Origin of the sequence: Ralstonia sp. OTU4908, assembly GCF_038440115.1 — a bacterium.
Taxonomy (GTDB): domain Bacteria; phylum Pseudomonadota; class Gammaproteobacteria; order Burkholderiales; family Burkholderiaceae; genus Ralstonia; species Ralstonia pickettii.
In genome coordinates, this window is the sequence record NZ_JASATD010000010.1 from 128719 (window position 1) to 150708 (window position 21990).

Annotated in this window: 21 protein-coding genes; 19 read left to right on the forward strand and 2 right to left on the reverse strand. The window is 62.8% G+C overall.

Annotated features, from left to right (window positions below; translation table 11 throughout):
• Window positions 1–72 precede the first annotated feature (72 nt).
• Complete coding sequence (gene map / locus AAHM38_RS11515) at window positions 73–897, reverse strand: type I methionyl aminopeptidase (protein WP_009238241.1); 825 nt, start codon at window positions 895–897, stop codon at window positions 73–75.
• A 304-nt stretch (window positions 898–1201) separates the two neighbouring features.
• On the opposite strand from map, the gene rpsB reads away from it, so the two are divergent.
• The 19 genes from rpsB (at window position 1202) to AAHM38_RS11610 (ending at window position 20980) form a co-directional block, all read left to right on the forward strand.
• On the forward strand, window positions 1202–1945 hold the full coding sequence (rpsB, locus tag AAHM38_RS11520) for a 30S ribosomal protein S2 (RefSeq protein ID WP_009238240.1): 744 nt from the start codon (window positions 1202–1204) through the stop codon (window positions 1943–1945).
• A gap of 253 nt (window positions 1946–2198) precedes the next feature.
• On the forward strand, window positions 2199–3089 hold the full coding sequence (gene tsf / locus AAHM38_RS11525) for a translation elongation factor Ts (RefSeq protein WP_065854831.1): 891 nt from the start codon (window positions 2199–2201) through the stop codon (window positions 3087–3089).
• 291 nt (window positions 3090–3380) lie between these two features.
• Complete coding sequence (gene pyrH, locus AAHM38_RS11530; RefSeq protein WP_009238238.1) at window positions 3381–4091, forward strand: UMP kinase; 711 nt, start codon at window positions 3381–3383, stop codon at window positions 4089–4091.
• Between the two features lie 184 nt (window positions 4092–4275).
• On the forward strand, window positions 4276–4836 hold the full coding sequence (gene frr / locus AAHM38_RS11535; protein ID WP_009238237.1) for a ribosome recycling factor: 561 nt from the start codon (window positions 4276–4278) through the stop codon (window positions 4834–4836).
• Between the two features lie 52 nt (window positions 4837–4888).
• Window positions 4889–5665, forward strand: coding sequence for a polyprenyl diphosphate synthase (uppS, locus tag AAHM38_RS11540; protein WP_012761898.1), 777 nt, complete (start codon window positions 4889–4891; stop codon window positions 5663–5665).
• Window positions 5666–5668: 3 nt separating this feature from the next.
• The gene (locus AAHM38_RS11545) at window positions 5669–6487 is read left to right on the forward strand and encodes a phosphatidate cytidylyltransferase (RefSeq protein ID WP_116575762.1); all 819 of its coding nucleotides are present in this window, start codon (window positions 5669–5671) and stop codon (window positions 6485–6487) included.
• An 11-nt stretch (window positions 6488–6498) separates the two neighbouring features.
• The gene (gene ispC, locus AAHM38_RS11550) at window positions 6499–7689 is read left to right on the forward strand and encodes a 1-deoxy-D-xylulose-5-phosphate reductoisomerase (protein ID WP_116575761.1); all 1191 of its coding nucleotides are present in this window, start codon (window positions 6499–6501) and stop codon (window positions 7687–7689) included.
• An 86-nt stretch (window positions 7690–7775) separates the two neighbouring features.
• On the forward strand, window positions 7776–9164 hold the full coding sequence (gene rseP, locus AAHM38_RS11555) for an RIP metalloprotease RseP (protein WP_009238233.1): 1389 nt from the start codon (window positions 7776–7778) through the stop codon (window positions 9162–9164).
• Between the two features lie 115 nt (window positions 9165–9279).
• Complete coding sequence (gene bamA, locus AAHM38_RS11560) at window positions 9280–11577, forward strand: outer membrane protein assembly factor BamA (RefSeq protein ID WP_041668096.1); 2298 nt, start codon at window positions 9280–9282, stop codon at window positions 11575–11577.
• Complete coding sequence (locus tag AAHM38_RS11565) at window positions 11577–12128, forward strand: OmpH family outer membrane protein (RefSeq protein WP_004626688.1); 552 nt, start codon at window positions 11577–11579, stop codon at window positions 12126–12128. Before bamA ends, AAHM38_RS11565 begins: the two co-directional genes overlap by 1 nt.
• A gap of 10 nt (window positions 12129–12138) precedes the next feature.
• Complete coding sequence (gene lpxD, locus AAHM38_RS11570; protein ID WP_116575760.1) at window positions 12139–13212, forward strand: UDP-3-O-(3-hydroxymyristoyl)glucosamine N-acyltransferase; 1074 nt, start codon at window positions 12139–12141, stop codon at window positions 13210–13212.
• Window positions 13209–13712, forward strand: a complete 504-nt coding sequence (gene fabZ, locus AAHM38_RS11575) for a 3-hydroxyacyl-ACP dehydratase FabZ (protein WP_009238230.1) — start codon at window positions 13209–13211, stop codon at window positions 13710–13712. The genes lpxD and fabZ overlap by 4 nt, the downstream gene beginning before the upstream one ends.
• Window positions 13709–14524 carry an acyl-ACP--UDP-N-acetylglucosamine O-acyltransferase gene (lpxA, locus tag AAHM38_RS11580; RefSeq protein ID WP_012761904.1) on the forward strand — a complete coding sequence of 272 codons (816 nt, stop codon included), beginning with the start codon at window positions 13709–13711 and terminating at the stop codon, window positions 14522–14524. Before fabZ ends, lpxA begins: the two co-directional genes overlap by 4 nt.
• A gap of 41 nt (window positions 14525–14565) precedes the next feature.
• A complete protein-coding gene (gene lpxB / locus AAHM38_RS11585; protein WP_218909878.1) occupies window positions 14566–15699 on the forward strand; it encodes a lipid-A-disaccharide synthase in 1134 nt (377 codons plus the stop codon).
• Between the two features lie 4 nt (window positions 15700–15703).
• Window positions 15704–16402 carry a ribonuclease HII gene (gene rnhB, locus AAHM38_RS11590; protein WP_116575758.1) on the forward strand — a complete coding sequence of 233 codons (699 nt, stop codon included), beginning with the start codon at window positions 15704–15706 and terminating at the stop codon, window positions 16400–16402.
• Window positions 16403–16424: 22 nt separating this feature from the next.
• The gene (locus AAHM38_RS11595) at window positions 16425–17207 is read left to right on the forward strand and encodes a TrmH family RNA methyltransferase (RefSeq protein ID WP_116575757.1); all 783 of its coding nucleotides are present in this window, start codon (window positions 16425–16427) and stop codon (window positions 17205–17207) included.
• A 142-nt stretch (window positions 17208–17349) separates the two neighbouring features.
• Window positions 17350–18225, forward strand: coding sequence for a M24 family metallopeptidase (locus AAHM38_RS11600; RefSeq protein WP_116575756.1), 876 nt, complete (start codon window positions 17350–17352; stop codon window positions 18223–18225).
• Between the two features lie 17 nt (window positions 18226–18242).
• Window positions 18243–20051 (forward strand): SDR family oxidoreductase, encoded by a 1809-nt coding sequence (locus AAHM38_RS11605; RefSeq protein ID WP_116575755.1) that lies wholly within the window; start codon window positions 18243–18245, stop codon window positions 20049–20051.
• Between the two features lie 32 nt (window positions 20052–20083).
• A complete protein-coding gene (locus tag AAHM38_RS11610) occupies window positions 20084–20980 on the forward strand; it encodes a metal-dependent hydrolase (protein ID WP_116575754.1) in 897 nt (298 codons plus the stop codon).
• 75 nt (window positions 20981–21055) lie between these two features.
• Here AAHM38_RS11610 and ppsR read toward each other — a convergent pair whose 3' ends face one another.
• Window positions 21056–21907: a posphoenolpyruvate synthetase regulatory kinase/phosphorylase PpsR gene (gene ppsR, locus AAHM38_RS11615; protein WP_012761910.1), complete on the reverse strand. Its 852-nt coding sequence runs from the start codon at window positions 21905–21907 to the stop codon at window positions 21056–21058.
• Window positions 21908–21990 lie beyond the last annotated feature (83 nt).

Here is a 21990-nt window from a genome sequence, read left to right on the forward strand (position 1 = left end):
AGGAGTTGAGCCGGTGCGGGGCGAGATCAGCGGGACGTTACCGCCGCTGAGGTCGCAGCTCGCCCGCGAGGATCAGGCCGTGGCGGGAGCGCCTTCGTGTACGAATTCGGGTGCCGGTGGCGTCAATGCCGACACCGTCAGCACTTCATGGCCGGTTTCCGTCACCAGAAGCGTATGTTCCCACTGCGCCGACAGGCTGCGGTCACGCGTCTTGACCGTCCATTGGTCGGGCATCGTGCGGATGTCGCGCTTGCCCGCGTTGATCATCGGTTCGATCGTGAAGATCATGCCGGCTTTCAATTCCATCCCGGTACCGGGCCGGCCGTAGTGCAGGATTTGCGGATCTTCGTGGAATTTCTTGCCGATGCCGTGGCCGCAATATTCACGCACCACGCTGTAGCCCGCAGCTTCGGCATGCTGCTGGATCACGTGGCCGATATCACCGAGTCGGGCGCCCGGACGCACTGCAGCAATGCCCTTCCACATGCATTCGAACGTCACCTGGGTCAGGCGCTTGGCGAGGATCGAGCCCTCGCCAACAACGAACGTGCGGCTGGTATCGCCGTAGTAGCCTTCCTTGGTGATGACCGTGATGTCGAGATTGACGATGTCCCCATTCTTAAGAACCTTGTCGCCGGGAATGCCGTGGCAGATCACATCGTTGACCGATGTGCAGATCGATGCCGGGAAGGGCGGATAGCCTGGGGGCGCATAGTTTAGCGGTGCCGGCACGGTGCCTTGCACGTCACGCATGTAGGCGTGGCACAGCTGGTCCAGCTTGCCTGTCGTCACGCCGGGTACGACGAACGGCGTGATGTAGTCGAGAACTTCGGACGCAAGCCGGCAGGCCACGCGCATCTGCGCAATGTCTTCGGCGGTGTGAATGGTAACGGCCATGCTGTGACTCTTTCTGCACGCAGGCGCCTGGAGCGCCGCGTCGTGGCTAAAGGACGAATTATCGCACCAAAGCGCCCCGGCCGGGGTTTTCGGGCGGCGGGCGCCAGTCTTGCTCGGTTTGTCGCGGATACTCGGAAGGTCTTGAGTTGATTGGGTTTTTGCCGCTATAATCGCTGGCTAAGCAGTTGCCGGTCGTGTGGCCGGTGGCGCTTGAAATCGCGAGCCGCTTCACCGCGGGTGTTTTTCGTATCGCATGCGAAGAATGTCTGAGGCGACTTTAGACCTAACCCGACTGGAGAATTTCATGTCCGTAACCATGCGCGAAATGCTGGAAGCCGGTGTCCACTTTGGCCACCAGACCCGCTTCTGGAACCCCAAGATGGCCCCTTACATCTTCGGCCATCGCAACAAGATTCACATCATCAACCTGGAAAAGACGCTGCCGATGTACCAGGACGCACTGAAGTACGTGCGCCAACTGGCAGCCAACCGGGGCACCATTCTGTTCGTCGGCACGAAGCGTCAATCGCGTGAGATCCTGGCTGAAGAAGCGGCTCGCGCGGGTATGCCGTTCGTCGACAGCCGCTGGCTCGGCGGCATGCTGACCAACTTCAAGACGGTCAAGACCTCGATCAAGCGCCTGAAGGACATGGAAGTCGCCAAGGAAGCCGGCGCGACCGAAACCATGAGCAAGAAGGAAGCGCTGATGTTCGAACGCGAAATGGACAAGCTGGTGAAGTCCATTGGCGGCATCAAGGACATGGGCGGCATTCCGGACGCCATCTTCGTGGTGGACGTTGGTTACCACAAGATTGCCGTGACCGAAGCTGCCAAGCTGGGTATTCCGGTGATCGGCGTGGTTGACACGAACCACTCGCCGGAAGGCATCGACTACGTCATCCCGGGTAACGACGACTCGAGCAAGGCTGTTGCACTGTACGTGCGCGGCGTGGCCGACGCGATCCTGGAAGGCCGTGCGAATGCGGTCCAGGAAGTGGTTGAAGCCGCTCGCGGCGGCGACGACTTCGTCGAAGTCCAAGAAGGCTAAATACAAGAAGGCGGGCGCCCGCGGCTTGATTGCGCGGGACGCGTGCCAGGCCGCACCTGATGGAGCCCATCAGGGTTGACGGCCAGACAGGGGCGCGTAACAAACGCCCCTTTTTTTTGAAATTTGTCATGCGGATGCCCCACGCGCGTCGTATCTCGTGGGGCGGCCGGATGGAAACCGGACGACAGGCCGGCGCGAGGCGAAGACTGATCCGCGCGCGACCGGACGACGATCTGAAACAAGGAGCATGAGAATGGCGGCAATTACCGCAAGCATGGTTGCAGAACTGCGCGCGAAGACCGACGCGCCGATGATGGAGTGCAAGAAGGCCCTGACCGAAGCCGAAGGCAACCTGGAAAAGGCCGAAGAGATCCTGCGCGTGAAGCTGGGCAACAAGGCCGGCAAGGCCGCCTCGCGCATCACCGCTGAAGGCGTGGTGGCCGCTGCCGTGGAAGGCAAGACTGGCGCGCTGGTCGAGATCAACTGCGAAACCGACTTCGTCTCGAAGAACGATTCGTTCCTGGCCTTCGCCAACTCGGTCGCAGCACTGATTGCCAAGAACAACCCGGCTGACGTTGCGGCTGTCGGCGCCCTGCCGCTGTCGCAAGACGGCTTCGGCCCGACGGTGGAAGACGTACGCGTGGGCCTGATTGGCAAGATCGGCGAGAACATGACGATCCGTCGCTTCCAGCGTTTCGAAGGCACTCAGCTGACTTCGTACCTGCACGGTACCCGCATCGGCGTGATGGTGGCATTCGAAGGCAACGAAGTGGCAGCCAAGGACGCAGCAATGCAGGCTGCCGCGATGAAGCCCGTGTCGCTGTCGGCTGACGACGTGCCTGCCGAGCTGGTCGCCAAGGAGCGCAGCGTTGCCGAGCAGAAGGCTGCAGAATCGGGCAAGCCGGCTGAAATCGTTGCCAAGATGGTCGAAGGCAGCGTGCAGAAGTATCTGAAGGAAGTCTCGCTGCTGAACCAGCCGTTCGTGAAGAATGACAAGCAGACCGTTGAGCAAATGCTCAAGGCCGCCAACACGACCGTGAAGGCTTTCACCCTGTACGTGGTGGGCGAGGGCATCGAGAAGAAGCAAGACGACTTTGCCGCTGAAGTGGCCGCCCAAGTGGCCGCCGCCAAGCAACAGGCGTAATGCTGCAGCGGCTGTCTCCAACGGTGCGGCGAGCCGCCTTCCGGCGCAGGCCGGCAGGGGTCGTTTCCACCATTGGCGCAGCCGTATAATGCCAAACAGACAGGGCACCGAAAGGTGCCCTGTTTGCAGGTGCAGCCTGCTTGCGCGGGCATCGTTGGTGATTTTTCCGACGGCTTCCGCGCAAGAAGGTTGCGGGATGTGCGAAGTCCCCGCTTTGCACGTCGTCGTCATATCCGCAGCGTCATTTCCCCTTTCCTGTTTCCCGTACCAGGAATCGTCACGAGGATCTCCATGCCTGCCTACAAGCGCGTTCTACTCAAACTTTCCGGCGAAGCCCTGATGGGCGACGATGCCTTCGGCATCAACCGCAGCACCATCGAAGGGATGGTCAACGACATCGCTGAAATCGTGAAGCTGGGCGTGCAGGTGGCAGTGGTGATCGGCGGCGGCAATATCTTCCGCGGTGTCGCGGGCGGCGCCGCCGGCATGGACCGCGCCACGGCCGACTACATGGGCATGCTGGCCACCATGATGAACGCGCTGGCCCTGCAGGACGCCATGCGTCATGCCAACCTCGAAGGCCGCGTTCAATCGGCGCTGCGCCTGGACCAAGTGGTCGAACCGTACATCCGCCCGCGTGCCATCCGCCAGTTGGAAGAAGGCAAGATCGTCATCTTCGCCGCCGGCACCGGCAACCCGTTCTTCACGACCGACACCGCGGCGGCGCTGCGCGGCTCGGAAATCGGCGCAGAGATTGTGCTCAAGGCCACCAAGGTCGATGGGGTCTACACTGCCGATCCGAAGAAGGACCCGAGCGCCACGCGCTACACCACGATTACTTTTGACGAAGCCATTTCGCGCAACCTGCAGGTGATGGACGCGACCGCTTTCGCGCTGTGCCGCGACCAGAAGCTGCCGATCAAGGTGTTCTCGATCCAGAAGCCGGGCGCGCTCAAGCGCGTGATCCTGGGTGAAGACGAAGGCACGCTGGTGCACGTCTGAAGCCGTCGGAAAGCCGCATAGCAGGCGCCTTTTTTTACCGTTCGCTGACCCTGCGTAAATGGCGTTGGCGAGCGGCTTCCATGTAAAATCGCCTATTGTCTTTTTGGTCTTGCCGGTGCCCTGTGCCCTGTGCCGTGTTCCGGGGTGCATGTTCGGCAGACCGCCGTTATCGTTCGGAGGAAGTATGAGCGTCGCCGATGTCAAGAAGAATGCCGAGCAGAAGATGCAGAAGTCGATCGAGGCTCTGAAGACCGATCTGGCCAAGATCCGTACTGGCCGTGCCCACACCGGTCTGCTCGATCACGTGCAAGTTGACTACTACGGCTCGATGGTGCCGATCAGCCAGGTTGCCAACGTGACGCTGGTGGACGCACGCACGATTGGCGTGCAACCGTGGGAAAAGAAGATGGTGCAAGCCGTCGAAAAGGCCATCCGTGAAGCGGACCTCGGCCTGAACCCCGCCACGATGGGCGACATCATTCGCGTGCCGACCCCCGCCCTGACCGAAGAGCGCCGCAAGGAGCTGACCAAGGTCGTGAAGGGCGAGGGCGAGGATGCCAAGGTCGCCGTGCGCAACCTGCGTCGCGATGCCAACGAACAGCTCAAGAAACTGGTGAAGGACAAGGCAATCTCGGAAGACGACGAGCGTCGCGGTGGTGACGACATCCAGAAGCTGACCGACAAGTTCGTCGCCGAGATCGACAAGCTGGTCGCCGAGAAAGACAAGGAAATCATGACGGTGTAAGGCCGTCTCCCGTCGCCGGCGCATTGGGTGCAGGCGGTGGGAAGCCCGATTCATGCATATCAGTTCCACACTGGCGGTGCCAGACACCGCCGACACGCCGCGCCACGTTGCCGTCATCATGGACGGTAACGGCCGCTGGGCCACCGAACGGCACCTGCCTCGCGTGGCCGGGCATAGCCGCGGCCTCGATGCCGTACGTGCAACCGTTGAAGCGGCTGCGCGCCGTGGCGTCGGCTACTTGACGCTGTTTGCTTTCAGCTCCGAAAACTGGCGTCGCCCGGCAGAGGAAGTCACCTTCCTCATGAAGCTGTTCATGACGGCGCTGCGCCGCGAAGTGAGCAAGCTTCATGACAACGGCATCCGCCTGCGCGTGGTGGGCGATCTGTCGGCATTTAGCCCGCGCATCCAGCTCTTGATTCGAGAAGCGGAAGCCAAGACAGCCGCCAACCCCGGGCTGACCGTCACGATTCTCGCCAACTACGGTGGGCGCTGGGACATCCTGCAGGCTATGCGCGCGTTGTTGGCAGCGCAGCCCGGCATTGCACCCGACGCCATCACAGAAGAGATGCTGGCGCCGTACATGGCGCTGTCCTATGCGCCGGAGCCGGATCTGTTCATCCGCACCGGTGGCGAGCAGCGCATCAGTAACTTTCTGCTGTGGCAGCTTGCCTATTCCGAGTTGTACTTCACCGATCGCTACTGGCCGGATTTCGATGCCGCAGAGCTCGATCGCGCCTTTGCGTGGTATCGCAACCGCGAGCGTCGCTTTGGACGCACCAGCGCGCAGCTCGAGCCCGATGTTCCCCCCGCGCTATCCGCCGGAGCCTGACACATGCTGCTGACTCGCGTCATTACCGCTGTCTGCCTGCTGATTGTCATCCTGCCCATTCTGTTTTTCGCGCCGCCCGCCGGCCTGGCCGGGCTGGTGACGGTATTTGCTGCCCTCGCAGCGTGGGAGTGGGGGCGTCTCGTGCGCCTGACCGGCTGGTGGGGCCCCATTCTCTATGCCGTCGTGGTCGTCATGCTGACGATCGCCTGGCACGACATACCCGTTCGTGGTGATGTGCGGCCGCTGTTCCATGGCGCAGTCATCGCCTGGGTGATCGCCTGGGCGCTGCTGGCAGGTGGCGTGCGCGAGTTGCATGGCACGCGCAGAATCGTTTTCGCGCTGCTTGGCTTGGTGATATTGCCGGCGTTTGTGCATGGCGCCATTGAATTACGCACGCACGGCATCGCGTTTCTGCTTTCTGTGGCGCTGCTCGTGTGGGCCGCTGATGTGGGCGCCTATTTTGTCGGCAAGGCCATTGGTCGCCGTAAGCTTGCTCCGACCATCAGCCCCGGCAAGTCCTGGGAAGGTGCAATCGGCGGTGCTGTGCTCGTTGCGGTGATTGCGACTGCCGCCGGCGTTACGCACTGGTTTGCGCCGACGTGGTTTTCGCACGAGTTTGATCAGCGCGGTGCCGTCGTTGCCTTGGTGCTGACCATCTTGCTGGTGGCTGCAAGCGTCGGTGGCGATTTGTTCGAGTCTTTGCTCAAGCGTCAGGTCGGCATGAAAGACAGCAGCCGCCTGTTGCCCGGCCACGGCGGTGTGCTCGACCGTATCGACGCGCTGCTGCCGGTGCTTCCGCTCGCGGCGCTGCTGATTTCCTGAGGCGTCCGAACATGATGCGTTTGACCGTTCTTGGCGCCACTGGCTCCATTGGCGACAGCACGCTCGATGTGGTGCGCCGCCATCCCGACAAGTACAGCGTTTTTGCGCTGACTGCCCACGCGCAGGCCGACAAGCTCGCGGTCCTCTGCCGCGAGTTTCGCCCCAAGATGGCGGTGCTGGGTTCGCCTGCTGCAGCGGATGCGTTGCGTGATCAGCTCGGCGCCGAGGCAGCCGGTATCGAAATCCGGTCCGGCACCGAAGCATTGGAAGAGGCCGCCGCCCACCCTGGTTGCGATGCCGTCATGGCCGCTATCGTGGGCGCGGCCGGCTTGCGTCCCACGCTTGCGGCCGTGCGCGCCGGCAAGCGCGTGTTGCTGGCCAACAAGGAGGCGCTGGTCATGTCCGGCGCGCTCTTCATGGACGCCGTGCGTCAGCATGGCGCCACCGTGCTTCCAATCGACAGCGAGCACAACGCCATCTTCCAATGCCTGCCGCAGCAAGTTCCGCAGTTCGGGCGCGGCGTGTCACGCATCGTGCTGACGGCATCGGGCGGCCCGTTCCGCACGCGCGCTGTGGAGTCTCTTGCGGATGTCACGCCAGATCAGGCGTGCGCGCATCCGAACTGGGTGATGGGGCGCAAGATCTCGGTCGATTCCGCCACCATGATGAACAAGGGGCTGGAGGTGATCGAGGCGCACTGGCTGTTCGGCGTCCCGGTCGAGCATCTCGAAGTCCTGATCCACCCGCAGAGCGTCATCCATTCGATGGTCGGCTACGACGATGGCTCCGTGCTGGCGCAGCTCGGCAACCCGGATATGCGCACGCCGATCGCCTACGGCCTGGCATATCCCGAGCGCATCGAGGCCGGCGTTGCGCTGCTCGATCTCGTCACCACGGGCGCACTGACTTTCGAGGCGCCGGACCTGCGCCGATTCCCGTGCCTGGCGTTGGCGTTCGAGGCACTGCGTGCCGGTGGTACGGCACCTGCTGCACTGAACGCGGCCAACGAGGTGGCTGTCGAGGCATTTTTGCAGCGCCGCATCCGGTTCACCGAGATTGCTGCCGTCGTGGCTGACACGCTCGCCCGCACGTCGGTCGTGCCGGCTGATTCGCTTGACACCGTTTTTGCTGCCGACGCCCAGGCGCGTCAGCAGGCCGAGCGCTATATCTCGACCGTACGCGCGCAGCTGCCGGCTGCATGAAAGCGCGCCGTCAGAGCAAGCGGGTAACATAGCGGCTTCGCGCGGGCCAGCCTCACGCGTGCCCTTCAGTGCATCCGGAGAAGGTTTTGCAGACCGTTTTAGCGTTTGTCTTTGCGATCGCGGTACTGATCGTCATTCACGAACTGGGCCACTACAGCGTCGCGCGACTGTGCGGCGTCAAGGTGCTCCGGTTTTCCGTCGGCTTTGGCAAAGTGCTGTTCCGCCGCGTCGGTCGTGGCCCTGACCACACCGAATGGACGATCTGCGCCATTCCACTGGGCGGCTACGTCAAGATGCTCGGCGAGGGATCGCGAGACCCCGAGAAAGACCCGCCCATCCTCCCCGAAGACCTCCCACGCACCTTCGATCACCAGCCGGTCTACAAGCGATTCGCCATCGTGGCGGCTGGCCCGGTCGCCAATTTCCTTCTGGCGATTGCGCTTTACGCGGTGCTGGCATGGGTGGGCGCAATCGAGCCGTTGCCTATCCTCGGCGCTCCGCCGCCGGGCAGCATCGCCGCCCAGGCCGACTTGCGCGCCCGGGACCGGGTGATCGCTATCGGCACGGACGGCGAGACGCCGGCCTCTGTGCGCAGTTGGAGCGACGTCCGCATGCGCTTGTACTCGGCCGGCATCGCGGGGCGCGACGCACTTGTGCAGGTGCGCGGCGCCGATGGTGCCGAGCGCACCGTCCGCCTGCATGGCTTGCCGAGCGCAGCCCGTACGCCGCAGGCCGATGTGATTGACCAGATCGGTTTGCGTCTGCTCGGCGGCCCGGTCACCATCGTCGATGTGTTGCCCTCGAGTGCCGCAGCCCGTGCGGGGTTGAGAGCCGGAGACCAAATCGTTCGCTTCGCGGGCCAGCCCGCCGATCAGGCCATGGACCTCATCCGCCAGATCCGGGCCATGCCGGAGCAGAACGCCTCGATCGATATACTGCGCAACGATCAGCCCATGACGTTGCCTGTTCGCCCTGATGCTGACACCGATCCCAAAAACCCGACCGGCCCGAAGATCGGCAAGCTTGGTGCGCAGCTAAACCAGAAGGTGGAAACGGCGATGATCCGGGATGAGCCGGTCGCGGCACTGGGCCATGCCGTAGGCGAGGTCTGGCGGACTTCGGTGCTGTCGCTGCAGGTGCTGGGCAAGATGATTGTCGGTCAGGCATCGCTGCAGAATCTGAGCGGGCCGATCACGGTGGCGGACTTTGCGGGCAAGGCGGCAAGCCTTGGCTGGCAGACGTTTGTGAGCTTTCTCGCGTTGATCAGCGTCAGTCTCGGCGTGCTCAACTTATTGCCCGTTCCGGTATTGGATGGGGGGCATTTGCTGTATTATTGCGTGGAATTTTTGACTGGCCGACCCGTGCCGGAATCCTGGCAAGCAGTCCTTCAGAAGATCGGCGTCGCCTGCATCCTGCTTCTCACTTCGCTCGCCCTGTACAACGATTTGAGTCGGTTGTTTCTGACTCGTGGCTAGACCGTATTCAAATTGGGTCAGTAAGCCGTATCGTTGCCACCGGCGTGAGCGGGCAACTCAGGGTTTTGAAAACACTCAGAAGTGGATTCCGATTGAATCCAACTAGGGGATTAGATTGATCAGACAACATCGCTTCCCGCTCAGCGTGCTGGCGGCTTCCGTGCTGACCGTCACTGCCGGTCAGGCTCATGCAGTGGAGCCGTTCGTCGTCAAGGACATTCGCGTGGAGGGGGTGCAGCGCGTCGAGCCGGGCACCGTGTTCGGCTATCTGCCCGTGAAGGTGGGTGAGACCTTCACCGACGAGAAGGGCGCCGAATCGATCCGCGCGCTCTATAACACCGGCTTCTTCAAGGACGTGCAGATCCGCTCCGAAGGCAACGTGCTGGTGGTGCGCGTGGAAGAGCGTCCGGCGATCTCGCAGCTCGAGTTCATCGGCTTCAAGGAATTCGACAAGGAAGCGCTGCGTCGTACGCTGCGTGGCGTGGGCGTGGCAGAGGCCCGTTACTACGACAAATCCCTCATCGACCGTGCCGAGCAGGAAATCAAGCGCCAGTACGTTTCGCGCGGCTACTACGCGGCCGAGGTGACGACGACCGTGACGCCGGTCGACGCCAATCGTGTGTCGATCACGTTCACGGTGGACGAAGGCCCGACCGCCAAGATCCGCCAGATCAATATCGTCGGCAACAAGGCCTTCAAGGAGGGCGACCTGCGCGACGAGATGCAACTGTCCACGCCGAATTGGCTGTCGTGGTACACCAAGAACGATCTGTACTCGAAGCAGAAACTCACGGCCGACCTGGAAGCGCTGCGCTCTTTCTATCTCGATCGCGGCTACCTGGAATTCGCCATCGAGTCGACCCAGGTGTCGATCACGCCGGACAAGAAGGACATCTACCTGACGCTGAACATCCACGAGGGTGAGCAGTACAAGGTGTCGGACATCAAGCTGACCGGTGAGCTGCTGGGCAAGCAGGCCGAGATGGAGAAGCTCATCAAGCTCAAGCAGGGCGATGTCTTCTCGTCGGCGAAACTGTCGTCGACCACGAAGTCGATCACCGATCTGCTCGGCACGTATGGCTACGCTTTCGCGACCATCAACCCGCAGCCGCAGATCAACCAGACGGATCGTACGGTAGCGCTGACCCTGGTCGTGGATCCGGGCCGCCGCGTATATGTGCGTCGCGTGAACGTTGTCGGCAACAGCAAGACCCGCGATGAAGTCGTGCGCCGCGAAATGCGCCAGATGGAAGCGTCGTGGTTCGATGGCGAAAAGCTGCAACTGTCGCAGAACCGCGTGAACCGCACGGGTTACTTCACCGATGCGAACATCACGACGGAAGACGTGCCGGGTACGACTGACCAGGTCGATGTGAACGTCAACGTGACGGAAAAGCCGACCGGCCAGATCAACCTTGGCGTGGGCTTTTCGTCGACCGACAAGCTGGTGCTGTCGGCCGGCATCCGCCAGGACAACGTGTTCGGCTCCGGCACGAGCCTCGGCCTAGATGTGAACACGTCCAAGTCGAACCGCACCATTGCGGTGACGCAGTTCGATCCGTACTTCACGGTGGATGGCATCAGCCGTTCGACCGAACTGTACTACCGCACGTACCGCCCGCTGTACTACACGGGTGACCAGGACTATCGCGTCGTGCAACAGGGCGGCAACGTCAAGTTCGGGGTGCCGTTCTCGGAAACCGATACCGTCTTCTTCGGCATCGGCTACGAGCGCACGACCATCGATGTGACGTCCAACACGCCGCTGGCCTATCAGAATTACGTCGCGAAGAACGGCCGTATCACCAACAACTTCCCGATCACCATCGGCTGGTCGAAGGACCAGCGTGACAGCGCCTTGGTGCCGACGCGTGGTCGCTACCAGCAGGCCAACCTGGAGTTCGGTATCCCGGGCGGCGATCTGCAGTACTTCCGCGCCTACTATCAGCACCAGTATTTCTACCCGCTGTCGAAGTCGTTCACGATGGCGTTCAACAACGAAATCGGGTACGGCCACGGTTACGGCGGCAAGGACTTCCCGGTTTTCAAGAACTACTACGCAGGCGGTATCGGCTCGGTGCGCGGTTACGAAACCAGCACGCTGGGCCCGCGCGACGCCAACGGTGTGGCTATCGGCGGCGCCAGCAAGTTCGTCGGCAACGTGGAATTCATCTTCCCGCTGCCGGGTTCGGGCGTGGACCGCACCGTTCGCCTGTTCACGTTCTTTGACTACGGTAACGTGTTTGCCGAAGGTCAGCCGTACAAGCTGGGCGACATGCGTTACTCGACCGGTTTCGGTCTGTCGTGGCTGTCGCCGATCGGTCCGCTCAAGATCAGCATGGGCTTCCCGATCAAGCGCAAGACCGAAGATCAAACGCAACGCTTCCAGTTCCAGATCGGGACTGCATTCTAATGACTGCATTCATCATGAAATCCACGCGCATCACGTTGTCCCGCATGGGCGTGTCCGCTGCTTTCGCCGCACTTGCCGCAGCCAGCTTTGCGCTGCCGGCGACGGCGCAGGAAGCGCGCATCGCCGCCGTCAATTCCGAGCGCATCCTGCGCGACTCGCAACCTGCCAAGGCTGCGCAGGCCAAGCTGGAAACCGAGTTCGCCAAGCGCGACCGCGAGCTGCAGGACATGGCCGCCAAGCTCAAGGGCATGTCCGACAAGCTGGACAAGGATTCGGCCGTGCTGGCCGATTCTGATCGCAATCGCCGTCAGCGTGAGCTGTCGGACCTGGATCGCGACTTCCAGCGCAAGCAGCGCGAATTCCGTGAAGACCTGAACCAGCGCCGCAATGAAGAGCTGGCCCAGGTGCTTGAGCGCGCCAACCGCGTGATCCGCTCGATTGCCGAGCAGCGCAAGTACGATCTGATCGTGCAGGAAGCCGTGTATGTGAACCCGCGCATCGACATCACGGACGAGGTGCTCAAGGCGCTGAATTCGCAATCGGCCAAATGAGGTTGTCCGCATGTCGTTTTCGCTTGGTGAACTTGCTGCGTCGCTCGGCGCGACCGTCCAGGGTGACGCAGGCCTGATCGTCAAGTCGATCGCGCCGCTGGATCAAGCGGGCGCCGATCAGCTCGCTTTTCTCTCCAATCCGCTGTACCTCAATCAGGCTGTGAGTTCCGGCGCGGGTGCGATCATCGTGTCGCCCCGCGATCTGGAAACGCTTGAAAGCCAGGGCCACGCTGCTGGCCGGAACTGGCTGATTGCGGCCAATCCGTACGCTGCGTTTGCCCGTGTCGCCCAGCGCTTTGTTGCGCTGGCTGCGCGCCCCGTTGTGCCGGGCATCCACCCGAGTGCCAGCGTGGAAGAGGGCGCCACGGTGCCGGCATCCTGCTCCATCGGCCCGAACGTCACCATCGAAGCCGGTGCTGTGCTCGGCGAGCGTGTGCGCATCGCCGGCAACAGCTTTGTTGGCGCCGGTGCCCGCATTGGCGATGACACGTTGCTTTACGCGAACGTTTCGATCTACCACGGCTGCGAGGTGGGGGCGCGCTGCATTCTGCATAGCGGCGTCGTGATCGGTGCGGATGGCTTCGGCTTTGCCCCTGACTTTGGTCCGCAGGGCGGCGAATGGGTGAAGATTCCCCAGGTCGGCCGGGCCGTAATTGGCGACGACGTGGAGATCGGCGCGAACACCGCCATCGACCGCGGCGCGATGGCCGATACCGTGGTCGAGCAGGGCTGCAAGATCGATAACCAGGTGCAGATCGCGCATAACGTGCATGTGGGCGCCTATACCGTGATCGCCGGCTGCGCGGCCATTTCCGGCAGTACGAAGATCGGGCGCTACTGCATCATCGGCGGTGCGGCCAATTTTGCCGGCCACCTGACCATTGCGGACCGCGTGACCGTTTCGGGCGGCACCTCCATTACCAAATCCATCACCAAGCCCGGTGGCCACTTCACCAGCGTTTTCCCGTTCATGCCGCATGGCGACTGGGAGCGTAACGCGGCCATCGTCCGAGGCCTGACGCGCATGCGCGAACGGTTGCAACAACTCGAACAGCGGGTCAAAGACCTGCAGCAACAACCATGACCGAAGCAACGAATGCGACGAGCGCGGCCCCCAGCCTTGTCAGCGATTTCAACATCAAGAAAATTCTCGACCTGCTGCCGCATCGCTACCCGATGCTGCTGGTTGACCGCGTGATTTCGCTGGAGCCGCGCAAGTCGATTACGGCCATCAAGAACGTGACGTTCAACGAGCCGTTCTTCAACGGGCACTTTCCCGGTCACCCGGTGATGCCGGGCGTGTTGATGCTCGAGGCGCTGGCGCAAACCGCTGCGCTGCTGACCTTCGGCGAGGCCGATCACGAGCGCAAGGAAAACCAGCTCTACCTGTTTGTGAGCATCGATGGTGCGCGCTTTAAGCGACAGGTGACGCCGGGCGACCAGCTTGTGATGACGGCTGAGCTGCTGCGCTCGAAGAGCGGTATGTGGAAGTTCAAGGTGTATGGCAAGGTTGACGGTGAAGTCGCCGTGGAAGCCGAAATCATGTGTGCCGTGCGCGAAGACAAGTCCAAGGGCGAGGCATGACGCAAGCACAGAAGATCCACCCGACCGCGCAGATCGATCCGAAGGCCGAACTGGATTCGAGCGTCGAGATCGGCGCGTTTACGGTCGTGGGCCCGAATGTGCGGATGGGTGCTGGCACGCGTGTCGGCCACCATACGGTGGTCGAGGGCTACACGACGCTGGGCCGTGACAACAGCATCGGCCACTTCGCATCGGTGGGTGGCCGCCCGCAGGACATGAAGTATCGCGATGAGCCGACGCAGCTGATTGTCGGCGATCGCAATACGATCCGCGAATTCACCACGATCCATACCGGCACGGCGCAGGATGCCGGCATCACGTCGATCGGCGATGACAACTGGATCATGGCCTACGTGCATATCGCGCACGATTGCCGCGTGGGTAACCACACGGTGTTCTCGAGCAACGCGCAGATTGCTGGCCACGTGGAAGTCGGTGACTGGGCGATCCTCGGTGGCATGTCGGGCGTGCACCAGTTCGTGCGTATCGGCGCGCATGCCATGCTGGGTGGCGCATCGGCGCTGGTGCAGGATGTGCCGCCGTTCGTGATCGCCGCAAGCGACAAGGGCGGCAACAAGGCTGCGCCGCACGGCATCAACGTGGAGGGCCTTCGTCGCCGCGGCTTTACGGCCGAGCAGATCACCGGTCTGCGCCAGGCGTACAAGCTGCTCTACAAGAGCGATCTGAGCTTTGATCAGGCCAAGGCTGAAATCGCCGCGCAGATCGCTCAGACGGATGACGCCCCGACCCGCGAGGTGTTGACCGCATTTGCTGATTTCATTGCCGCCACCAAGCGCGGCATCGTGCGTTGAGCGAGCAGCTTCAGAACGCCGCGCCGGTGCGCCGCATCGGCATGGTGGCCGGCGAGGCTTCCGGCGATTTGCTGGCCTCGCTGCTGCTGAAGGGGCTGCGCGCACAACTGCCTGCCGACATCGCCTACAACGGCATTGGCGGTGCGCGCATGACGGAGCAGGGTTTCCAGTCGAACTGGCCGATGCACAAGCTGTCGGTGAACGGCTACGTGGAAGTGCTTGGCCAGTTGCGTGAGATTCTCACGATCCGCAAGGAACTCAAGCAGAACCTGCTGACTGCGCCCCCCCTGGCGTTCATCGGCGTGGACGCACCCGACTTCAATTTCAACGTCGAGATCGCCATGCGGCAGGCGGGTGTGCCGGTGGTGCACTTCGTGAGCCCGTCGATCTGGGCGTGGCGCGCCGGCCGTATCAAGACGATCGCCCGCGCCGTCGACCATATCCTCTGCCTGTTCCCGTTCGAGCCGGAGATTTACGCCAAGGCCGGCATTCCGGCCACGTACGTCGGGCATCCGCTTGCGGACGAGATTCCGCTGGTGCCGGACATTGAGGGCGCACGCACCCGCCTGGGGCTGCCGTTGGGCCGCAAGGTCGTTGCGGTGCTGCCGGGCAGCCGCAATTCCGAAGTGAAGCATCTGGGGCCGACGCTGTTTGCCGCAATGTCGCGCATGCAGGCGGTCGAGCCGGATCTGGCGTTTGTGCTGCCGGCCGCCAATGCGACACTGCGCGAGCGCATCGATGCCATGCGCGCGGAGCATCCCGGCCTGCATCTGTGGGTCGTCGATGGACAGTCGCACGCAGCCATGGAAGCGGCTGACGTGATCCTGCTGGCCAGCGGTACGGCCACGCTGGAAGCGGCGTTGTACAAGAAGCCGATGGTCATCACCTATAAGGTGCCCTGGTTGACCGCGCAGATCATGAAGCGCAAAGGCTATCTGCCGTATGTTGGGCTGCCGAACATCCTGTCCGGCCGCTTTGTCGTGCCGGAGTTGCTGCAGGATGACGCGACCCCCGAGGCACTCGCGCGCGAAACGCTGCTGCAACTCAGCGACCATGGCAACGCCACATTCCTGCGTGAACACTTCACGCAGATGCACCTGACGCTCAAGCAGAACATGGCGGAGATTGGAGCGAAAGTCGTCGTCGATCTGCTACGCAGTCGCAGTAAGCTTTAAGCCCATGGCTTCCCGCAAACCCAATCCCGACCAGCTCGGCCTGCTGCTCTCGCAAGAGCCGGCGGCCAAGCGTGCGCGTCGCATCCTGTGCGGCGTGGATGAGGCTGGACGCGGGCCATTGGCCGGGCCGGTGACGGCTGCGGCGGTCGTTCTCAATCCGCGCAAGCCGATCAAGGGCCTGGCCGACTCAAAAATTCTGACCGCCAAGAAGCGGGAAGCGCTCTACGACGAGATCGTCGAAAAGGCGCTCGCCTGGCACGTGGCCGAAGCCACCGTCGAGGAAATCGATCGCATCAACATCCTGCACGCAACCATGCTCGCCATGCAGCGCGCGGTGCATGGCGTGGCCGCACTGGGCACGCTGCCCGATCTCGTGCAGGTGGACGGCAATCGTTGCCCGCAGGTGGCGTTTGCGGTGGAGGCCGTCGTCAAGGGCGATGCGCTGGTGCCGGCCATTTCAGCGGCGTCCATCCTGGCGAAGGTCACGCGCGATCGGCAGTTGGCCGCGCTGCATGTCGAGTTTCCGCTTTACGGTTTTGACGTCCATGCCGGCTATGGCACACCGCAGCATCTGGCGGCGATCGACCTGCATGGCGTGACGCCGCATCATCGCCGCTCGTTCGCGCCCGTGCGCCGTGCACTGGATGGGAAGAGTGCGATCAGCATCGAAACCACCGCTGCAGTCAGCGCCTGGGACGACTGACCTTTTTCTGCTGGGCCCATTCGTGAAGCACATCACTTCCCGCGACAACGCGGTGTTCAAGCATCTCAAGGCGCTCTCGGGCTCGACGCAGCACCGTCGGCGCGCGGGGCAATCCGTGCTCGATGGCGTGCACCTGGTGGTGGCGTATCTGGATGCGGGCCACATGCCGGTGCAATGCCTGGTGTCGGAGCGCCATATCCGGCATCCGGAAGTGGCTGCGGTGCTCGACCGTGTCGATCCGGACACCGTCATCCTGCTGGCCGACAACCTGTTTGGGCAACTCACCACCGTCGTCAATGGCGTCGATCTGATGGCCTTGGTCGAGACGCCGGAAGGCAAGTTGCCGCAGACCATTGATGCGGACTGCGTGATCCTGGACGGCATTCAGGATGCCGGCAACGTCGGTTCCATCCTGCGGTGTGCGGCCGCAGCCGGCGTGCGCGATGTGTTCATGACGCCGGGCTGCGCGTTCGCGTGGTCGGCCAAGACACTGCGCGCCGCCATGGGTGCGCATTTCCACCTGAACATCGTTGAGCACTGCGCCTTCGAAAGCGTGCATTCGCGGCTTCAGGTGCCGCTGTTGGCGACCTCGTCGCACGCCAAGCAGGCGGTGTTCGATGTGCCGCTCAATGCACCTGTGGGTTGGGTGTTTGGCAACGAGGGGGCGGGCGTGTCGCAGGAGTGGCTTTCTGCCGTGACGACGCCGGTGGCGATTCCGCAGCCCGGCGGCATGGAGTCGCTCAATGTGGCTGCCGCAGCAGCGATCTGCCTGTTTGAGGCCGTGCGACAACGCCGCGCAGCGTAACCCTCTCTTTTTTCTGTCGGTTACCGGTCATACGGCGTTTTCAAACGCCAGAAAAGTCCCGCATTGACTTTGACATTGAGTAATGGAACATTGAGCGCGGCGCCATCGAGCGCCCTCGATACCCAGACTCAAGGAGACCGGCATGCCGAACCCCACCCTGGCGCGCGTCCATGTCGACGAACTCGCCCAGTTTCGCGAAATCCAGCAGCTCGCTTACGCGTGCGTCGAAGCCGTCGGTGGCATGCTGCGCCCCGGCATGACCGAGAAGGACGCGGCCAAGCTGCTCACCGAGTGGCTTGGCGATCGCGGCGTCCATGACTGGCTGCACAAGCCGTTCGCGTGGTTTGGCGACCGCACCGCGTTCCAGGGCTTTTCGGGCCTGACGCATATGGCTGGCTTCAATCTGGCCTTCTTTCCGTCGTCGCGGCGGTTGGAAGAGAACATGCCGGTCATCCTCGACGTGGCGCCCGTGCGCAATGGGGTGATCGCCGATGTCGGCTATGCCACATGTCTCGGCAAAAACGCCATCCTCGATCAGCTGCAGGACGACCTGATGGCGCATCGCGAGTTGATCGTGCGTTTGATCCGCGAGCGTCGATCGATGGCAGATGTAGCCCGTGCGGTGGACCAGCTCTGCATGAAGCAGGGCGTGGAGCCCCGTCACAAGGCGTATCCGTTCAAAGTGCTGGCGCATCGCGTGGCCAAGCTCGACAGCCCATCGAAGCCGCGTTTCGTGGCGCGCTTCGGGCTGAACGCCACGCGCAGCCTGGTCCTCGACCAGGTGCGAAGCGGCAAGCAGGAAGGCTGGTCGCCGCTGTGGTCGATCGATCGTCGATCCGAACACGCGCCGGTGCCGGGCTTGTGGGCCGTCGAACCGCACCTGGGCTTCCATGGCGTCGGGGCCAAGTTCGAGGAACTGCTCGTCATTACCGAAGACGACGCCTACTGGCTCGACGACGATCTGCCGCACGTGCGCCGCTGGCAGCAGCGTCAACTGGCACAGCAGCGCGCTGCCTGACGTACGCGGAGGCCAAGATGAAAACGCTTCTTGAAGAGGCCCCGCTGGCGTTGTTCGAATCGACCGCAGCGGTTTCGCCCAACGACTATTCGGAGCGGACGGTGCAGTCGGCCAGAGTCTCGCTCGCCGTCAAGACGTGGGGCAACCCGGCGCATCCGACCGTCGTGCTTGTGCATGGCTATCCCGACAACAGCGAGGTCTGGCACGAGATGGCACCGCTGCTCGCGCGCGACTACTACGTCGTTGCCTACGACGTGCGGGGTGCGGGTCGGTCGAGTTCACCCAAGGGAATGCGCAACTACACCTTCGCGCGGTTGACCGACGACTTCATCGCCGTGATCGATGCGCTGAGCCCCGGCAAGCCTGTGCACCTGATCGCGCACGATTGGGGTTCGATCCAGTCGTGGGAATTCGTGACGGAGGCGCGCCTGCGCGGCCGCATTGCGTCATACACGTCGTGCTCGGGGCCGTGCCTGGACCACGTCGGGCATTGGATGCGCGCGCGATTGCTGCGTCCGACGCCGTCGTCGGTGGGCAAGATGCTCGGGCAGCTCGTGCGCTCGTGGTACGTGCTGCTGTTCCATTTGCCGATCGTGCCGGAACTGAGCTGGCGCCTGTGGCTGGGGCGCGCGTGGCCGCGTGTGCTGCGTCGTGTCGAGAAGACCGCCATCGTGCCGCGCGCCACGCAGACAGCCGATGGCGTGCGCGGTGTGTCGCTGTATCGCGCCAACTTTATCCGCAGCCTGTTCACGCCGCGCAAGCGCGTCGCCCATGCGCCGGTGCAGGTGATCGTGCCGACGCTGGACAAGTACGTCAGCCCCGCGTTGTCCGAAGACCTCTCGCGCTGGGTGCCGCAGTATTGGCGCCGCGAGGTCGTGGCACGGCACTGGCTGCCGGTCACGCATGCCGCACGCATGGCCGAGATGGCGCGCGAGCTGATCGAGCACGCCGAGGGCAAGCCGGAATCCGAAGCGCTGCAGCGCGCGCGTCAGCAAGGCGAGCGCAAACCGCTGTCCGGCAAGCTCGCCGTCATCACGGGGGCCGGCAGCGGCATCGGTCGTTGCGCGGCGCTGGAATTCGCGGAGCAAGGCGCAGCCATTGTCGCCGTCGATATTTGTGCCGAAGATGCCGAGCGCACCGCCAAGCTCCTCCGCCTCACGGGCGGCAAGGCGTGGGCGCGCACCGTCGATGTCGGCAACGCCGAGCAGATGGAAGCGTTGGTCGATTGGGTCGGCAAGGAACTGGGCGGCGCCGACATCGTCGTCAACAACGCGGGCATCGGCATGGCGGGCGGCATTGTCGACACGTCCGAGCGCGATTGGCAACGCATCCTGCACGTGAATGTGTGGGGCGTGATCCATGGCGCCCGGCTGTTCGCCAAGCAGATGGTGGCGCGCGCGCAGGGCGGTCACATCCTGAACACGGCATCGGCGGCGGCCTTTGCGCCGTCGCGTGATCTTGCCGCCTATGCGACGACAAAGGCCGCGGTGCTGATGCTGTCCGAATGCATGCGCGGCGAGCTGGCCGGGCAGGGTATTGGCGTGTCGGCCATCTGCCCCGGTTTTGCGGAGACCGGAATCATGGCCTCCACGGTCTACAGCGGCACGACCGAGGCACAGCAGGCGCAACTGCGCGCCCGCGCGACCAAGCTCTACCAGTTGCGCGGCCTCAAGCCAGAGACCGTCGCGAAAGCGATGTTTGGCGCGATCCAACACAACAAGCCTGTGGTCACGATTAGCATCGAGGCGCATTCGTCACGCTTCATCTCGCGCTATGTGCAATGGCTGAGCCGGCTGATCGCGCGCGTGAGCATGGCCGGGCATTGAGCCCGCACAGACAAGAACATCCGGAGACCACCATGACCGCGCCCGATTACTTCATCAAGGCCCGCCACGTCCGTTTCGACTGGAAGGACACGCCCATCCAGTGGATTCCCGGCGATCCGTCCAGCACGCACATCATCAACATCCTGAACCTGCTGTTTCCCGCCGGCGAGTTGTGGTTCTGCCGCGTTTACAACAAGGCGTTGCCGCTGATTACCGACGCGAAGCTGCGCGCCGATGCCGAGGGCTTCCTGCGTCAGGAGGCGGTCCATTCGCGCTCGCATGCCGGCGTGCTGGCGCATTACTACAAAGACCACGGCATCGATACCCAGCCTTTTACCAAGCGGCTCGACTGGCTGTTCTCCAAGGTGCTCGGCGAACAGCCGATGGGTCTGAAGATCGGTCACACGCGTTTCTGGCTGCGGCAGCAACTCGGCATCATTGCTGCGCTCGAGCACTTTTTCGGCTATCTGGGCAACTGGGTGCTCAACGCAAAGGGGCTCGACGCCGCCCAAGCCGATCCCGTCATGCTGGACTTGTTGCGCTGGCATGGCGCGGAGGAAGTCGAGCACCGCACCGTCGCGTTCGACATCTTCCGGCACATGGGCGGCTCGTATCTCGAACGCTGCTTCCATATGCTGACCACGATCCTGTTGCTCCTGTACTTCTTGGTCACCGGCTTCGGCTTCATGTACCAGCGCGATCCGGGGGCGGGCAGGTTCCCCGGTTTTATCCGCGGCTGGTGGCATGGCTCGCGGCGTAACTGCCTGCCATCGTTCTGGAAAATGCTGGGGGCCGCGCTGCGCTATTTCCGGCCCAGCTATACGCCGCATCATGAAGGGTCGACCGAGCAGGCGCTGGCCTATCTGGAAATATCGCCGGCAGCGCAGGCCGCGGCGCACGGCGGCAACTGGGTGCGCGATCGCGCCTGACTGGCTCGCCCGCCGGCAGAAAAACAAAACGGCCGGTGCAATGCCGGCCGTTTTGTTTGCGGGGCGATTCCACGCTCAGTAGTTGTTGTGATCCATCTTGATGTCCTGCAGGATCGTCGTGGCAATTTCCTCGATCGACTTGTGCGTGGACGACAGCCACTTGATGCCCTCGCGTCGCATCATCGCTTCGGCTTCGTTGATCTCGTAGCGGCAGTTTTCCAGCGCGGCATATTTGCTGCCCGGCCGACGTTCATTACGGATTTCCGACAAGCGTTGCGGGTCGATCGACAGCCCAAAAATCTTGCTCTTGTAGTCATACAGCACCGACGGCAGCTTCCCGCGCTCGAAATCGTCCGGGATGAGCGGGTAATTGGCCGACTTCACGCCGTATTGCATCGCCAGATACAGGCTGGTCGGCGTCTTGCCGCTGCGCGACACCCCCACCAAAATCACATCCGCCTCGGCCAGGTTCTTGTGTGACTGGCCATCATCATGGGCAAGTGAAAAATTGATCGCTTCGATGCGGTTTTTATACGCCTCGGTGTCGGCGTTCTGGTGAAAGCGGCCGATGGCGTGGGTGGACTTGAGGTTCAGCTCCTTCTCGAGCGGCTCGATGAAGGTCTGGAACATGTCCAGGATGGTGGCCTTGGCCCGATGGACGATCTCGTTTGCCTCGGCATCCACCAACGTGGTGAAGACGATCGGCCTCACCCCTTCGGCATGAAATGCTTCGTTGATCTTTGCGACTGCAACATGCGCCTTGTCGATCGTGTCAACAAACGGGATCCGCACCTGGCGGAATTTCATCTCAAACTGCGCCAGGATCGAGTGGCTGAAGGTTTCTGCGGTGATCCCGGTGCCATCCGACACGATGAAAACGGTCCGGAACGGTGTCCGGTTGGGAGTTGCGGAGGCGAGGTCGGTCATCGAAAACGAGGGGTTTTTCCAGCAAGCCGGCAGGAAATCGTGCTGCGGCACGGTAGAATAGCGGCGATCGTTTAGCTAAGCAA

Bases quoted from the DNA above. Each gene is read 5' to 3' on its own strand.
- frr (WP_009238237.1), top strand. From the start codon at position 4,276: ATGAGCGTCGCCGATGTCAAGAAGAATGCCGAGCAGAAGATGCAGAAG.
- lpxD (WP_116575760.1), top strand. From the start codon at position 12,139: ATGTCGTTTTCGCTTGGTGAACTTGCTGCGTCGCTCGGCGCGACCGTC.
- AAHM38_RS11545 (WP_116575762.1), top strand. From the start codon at position 5,669: ATGCTGCTGACTCGCGTCATTACCGCTGTCTGCCTGCTGATTGTCATC.
- lpxB (WP_218909878.1), top strand. From the start codon at position 14,566: ATGGTGGCCGGCGAGGCTTCCGGCGATTTGCTGGCCTCGCTGCTGCTG.
- AAHM38_RS11600 (WP_116575756.1), top strand. From the start codon at position 17,350: ATGCCGAACCCCACCCTGGCGCGCGTCCATGTCGACGAACTCGCCCAG.
- AAHM38_RS11610 (WP_116575754.1), top strand. From the start codon at position 20,084: ATGACCGCGCCCGATTACTTCATCAAGGCCCGCCACGTCCGTTTCGAC.
- ppsR (WP_012761910.1), bottom strand. From the start codon at position 21,907: ATGACCGACCTCGCCTCCGCAACTCCCAACCGGACACCGTTCCGGACC.
- AAHM38_RS11605 (WP_116575755.1), top strand. From the start codon at position 18,243: ATGAAAACGCTTCTTGAAGAGGCCCCGCTGGCGTTGTTCGAATCGACC.
- fabZ (WP_009238230.1), top strand. From the start codon at position 13,209: ATGACCGAAGCAACGAATGCGACGAGCGCGGCCCCCAGCCTTGTCAGC.
- map (WP_009238241.1), bottom strand. From the start codon at position 897: ATGGCCGTTACCATTCACACCGCCGAAGACATTGCGCAGATGCGCGTG.
- AAHM38_RS11565 (WP_004626688.1), top strand. From the start codon at position 11,577: ATGACTGCATTCATCATGAAATCCACGCGCATCACGTTGTCCCGCATG.
- ispC (WP_116575761.1), top strand. From the start codon at position 6,499: ATGATGCGTTTGACCGTTCTTGGCGCCACTGGCTCCATTGGCGACAGC.
- uppS (WP_012761898.1), top strand. From the start codon at position 4,889: ATGCATATCAGTTCCACACTGGCGGTGCCAGACACCGCCGACACGCCG.
- tsf (WP_065854831.1), top strand. From the start codon at position 2,199: ATGGCGGCAATTACCGCAAGCATGGTTGCAGAACTGCGCGCGAAGACC.
- rpsB (WP_009238240.1), top strand. From the start codon at position 1,202: ATGTCCGTAACCATGCGCGAAATGCTGGAAGCCGGTGTCCACTTTGGC.
- rnhB (WP_116575758.1), top strand. From the start codon at position 15,704: ATGGCTTCCCGCAAACCCAATCCCGACCAGCTCGGCCTGCTGCTCTCG.
- lpxA (WP_012761904.1), top strand. From the start codon at position 13,709: ATGACGCAAGCACAGAAGATCCACCCGACCGCGCAGATCGATCCGAAG.
- pyrH (WP_009238238.1), top strand. From the start codon at position 3,381: ATGCCTGCCTACAAGCGCGTTCTACTCAAACTTTCCGGCGAAGCCCTG.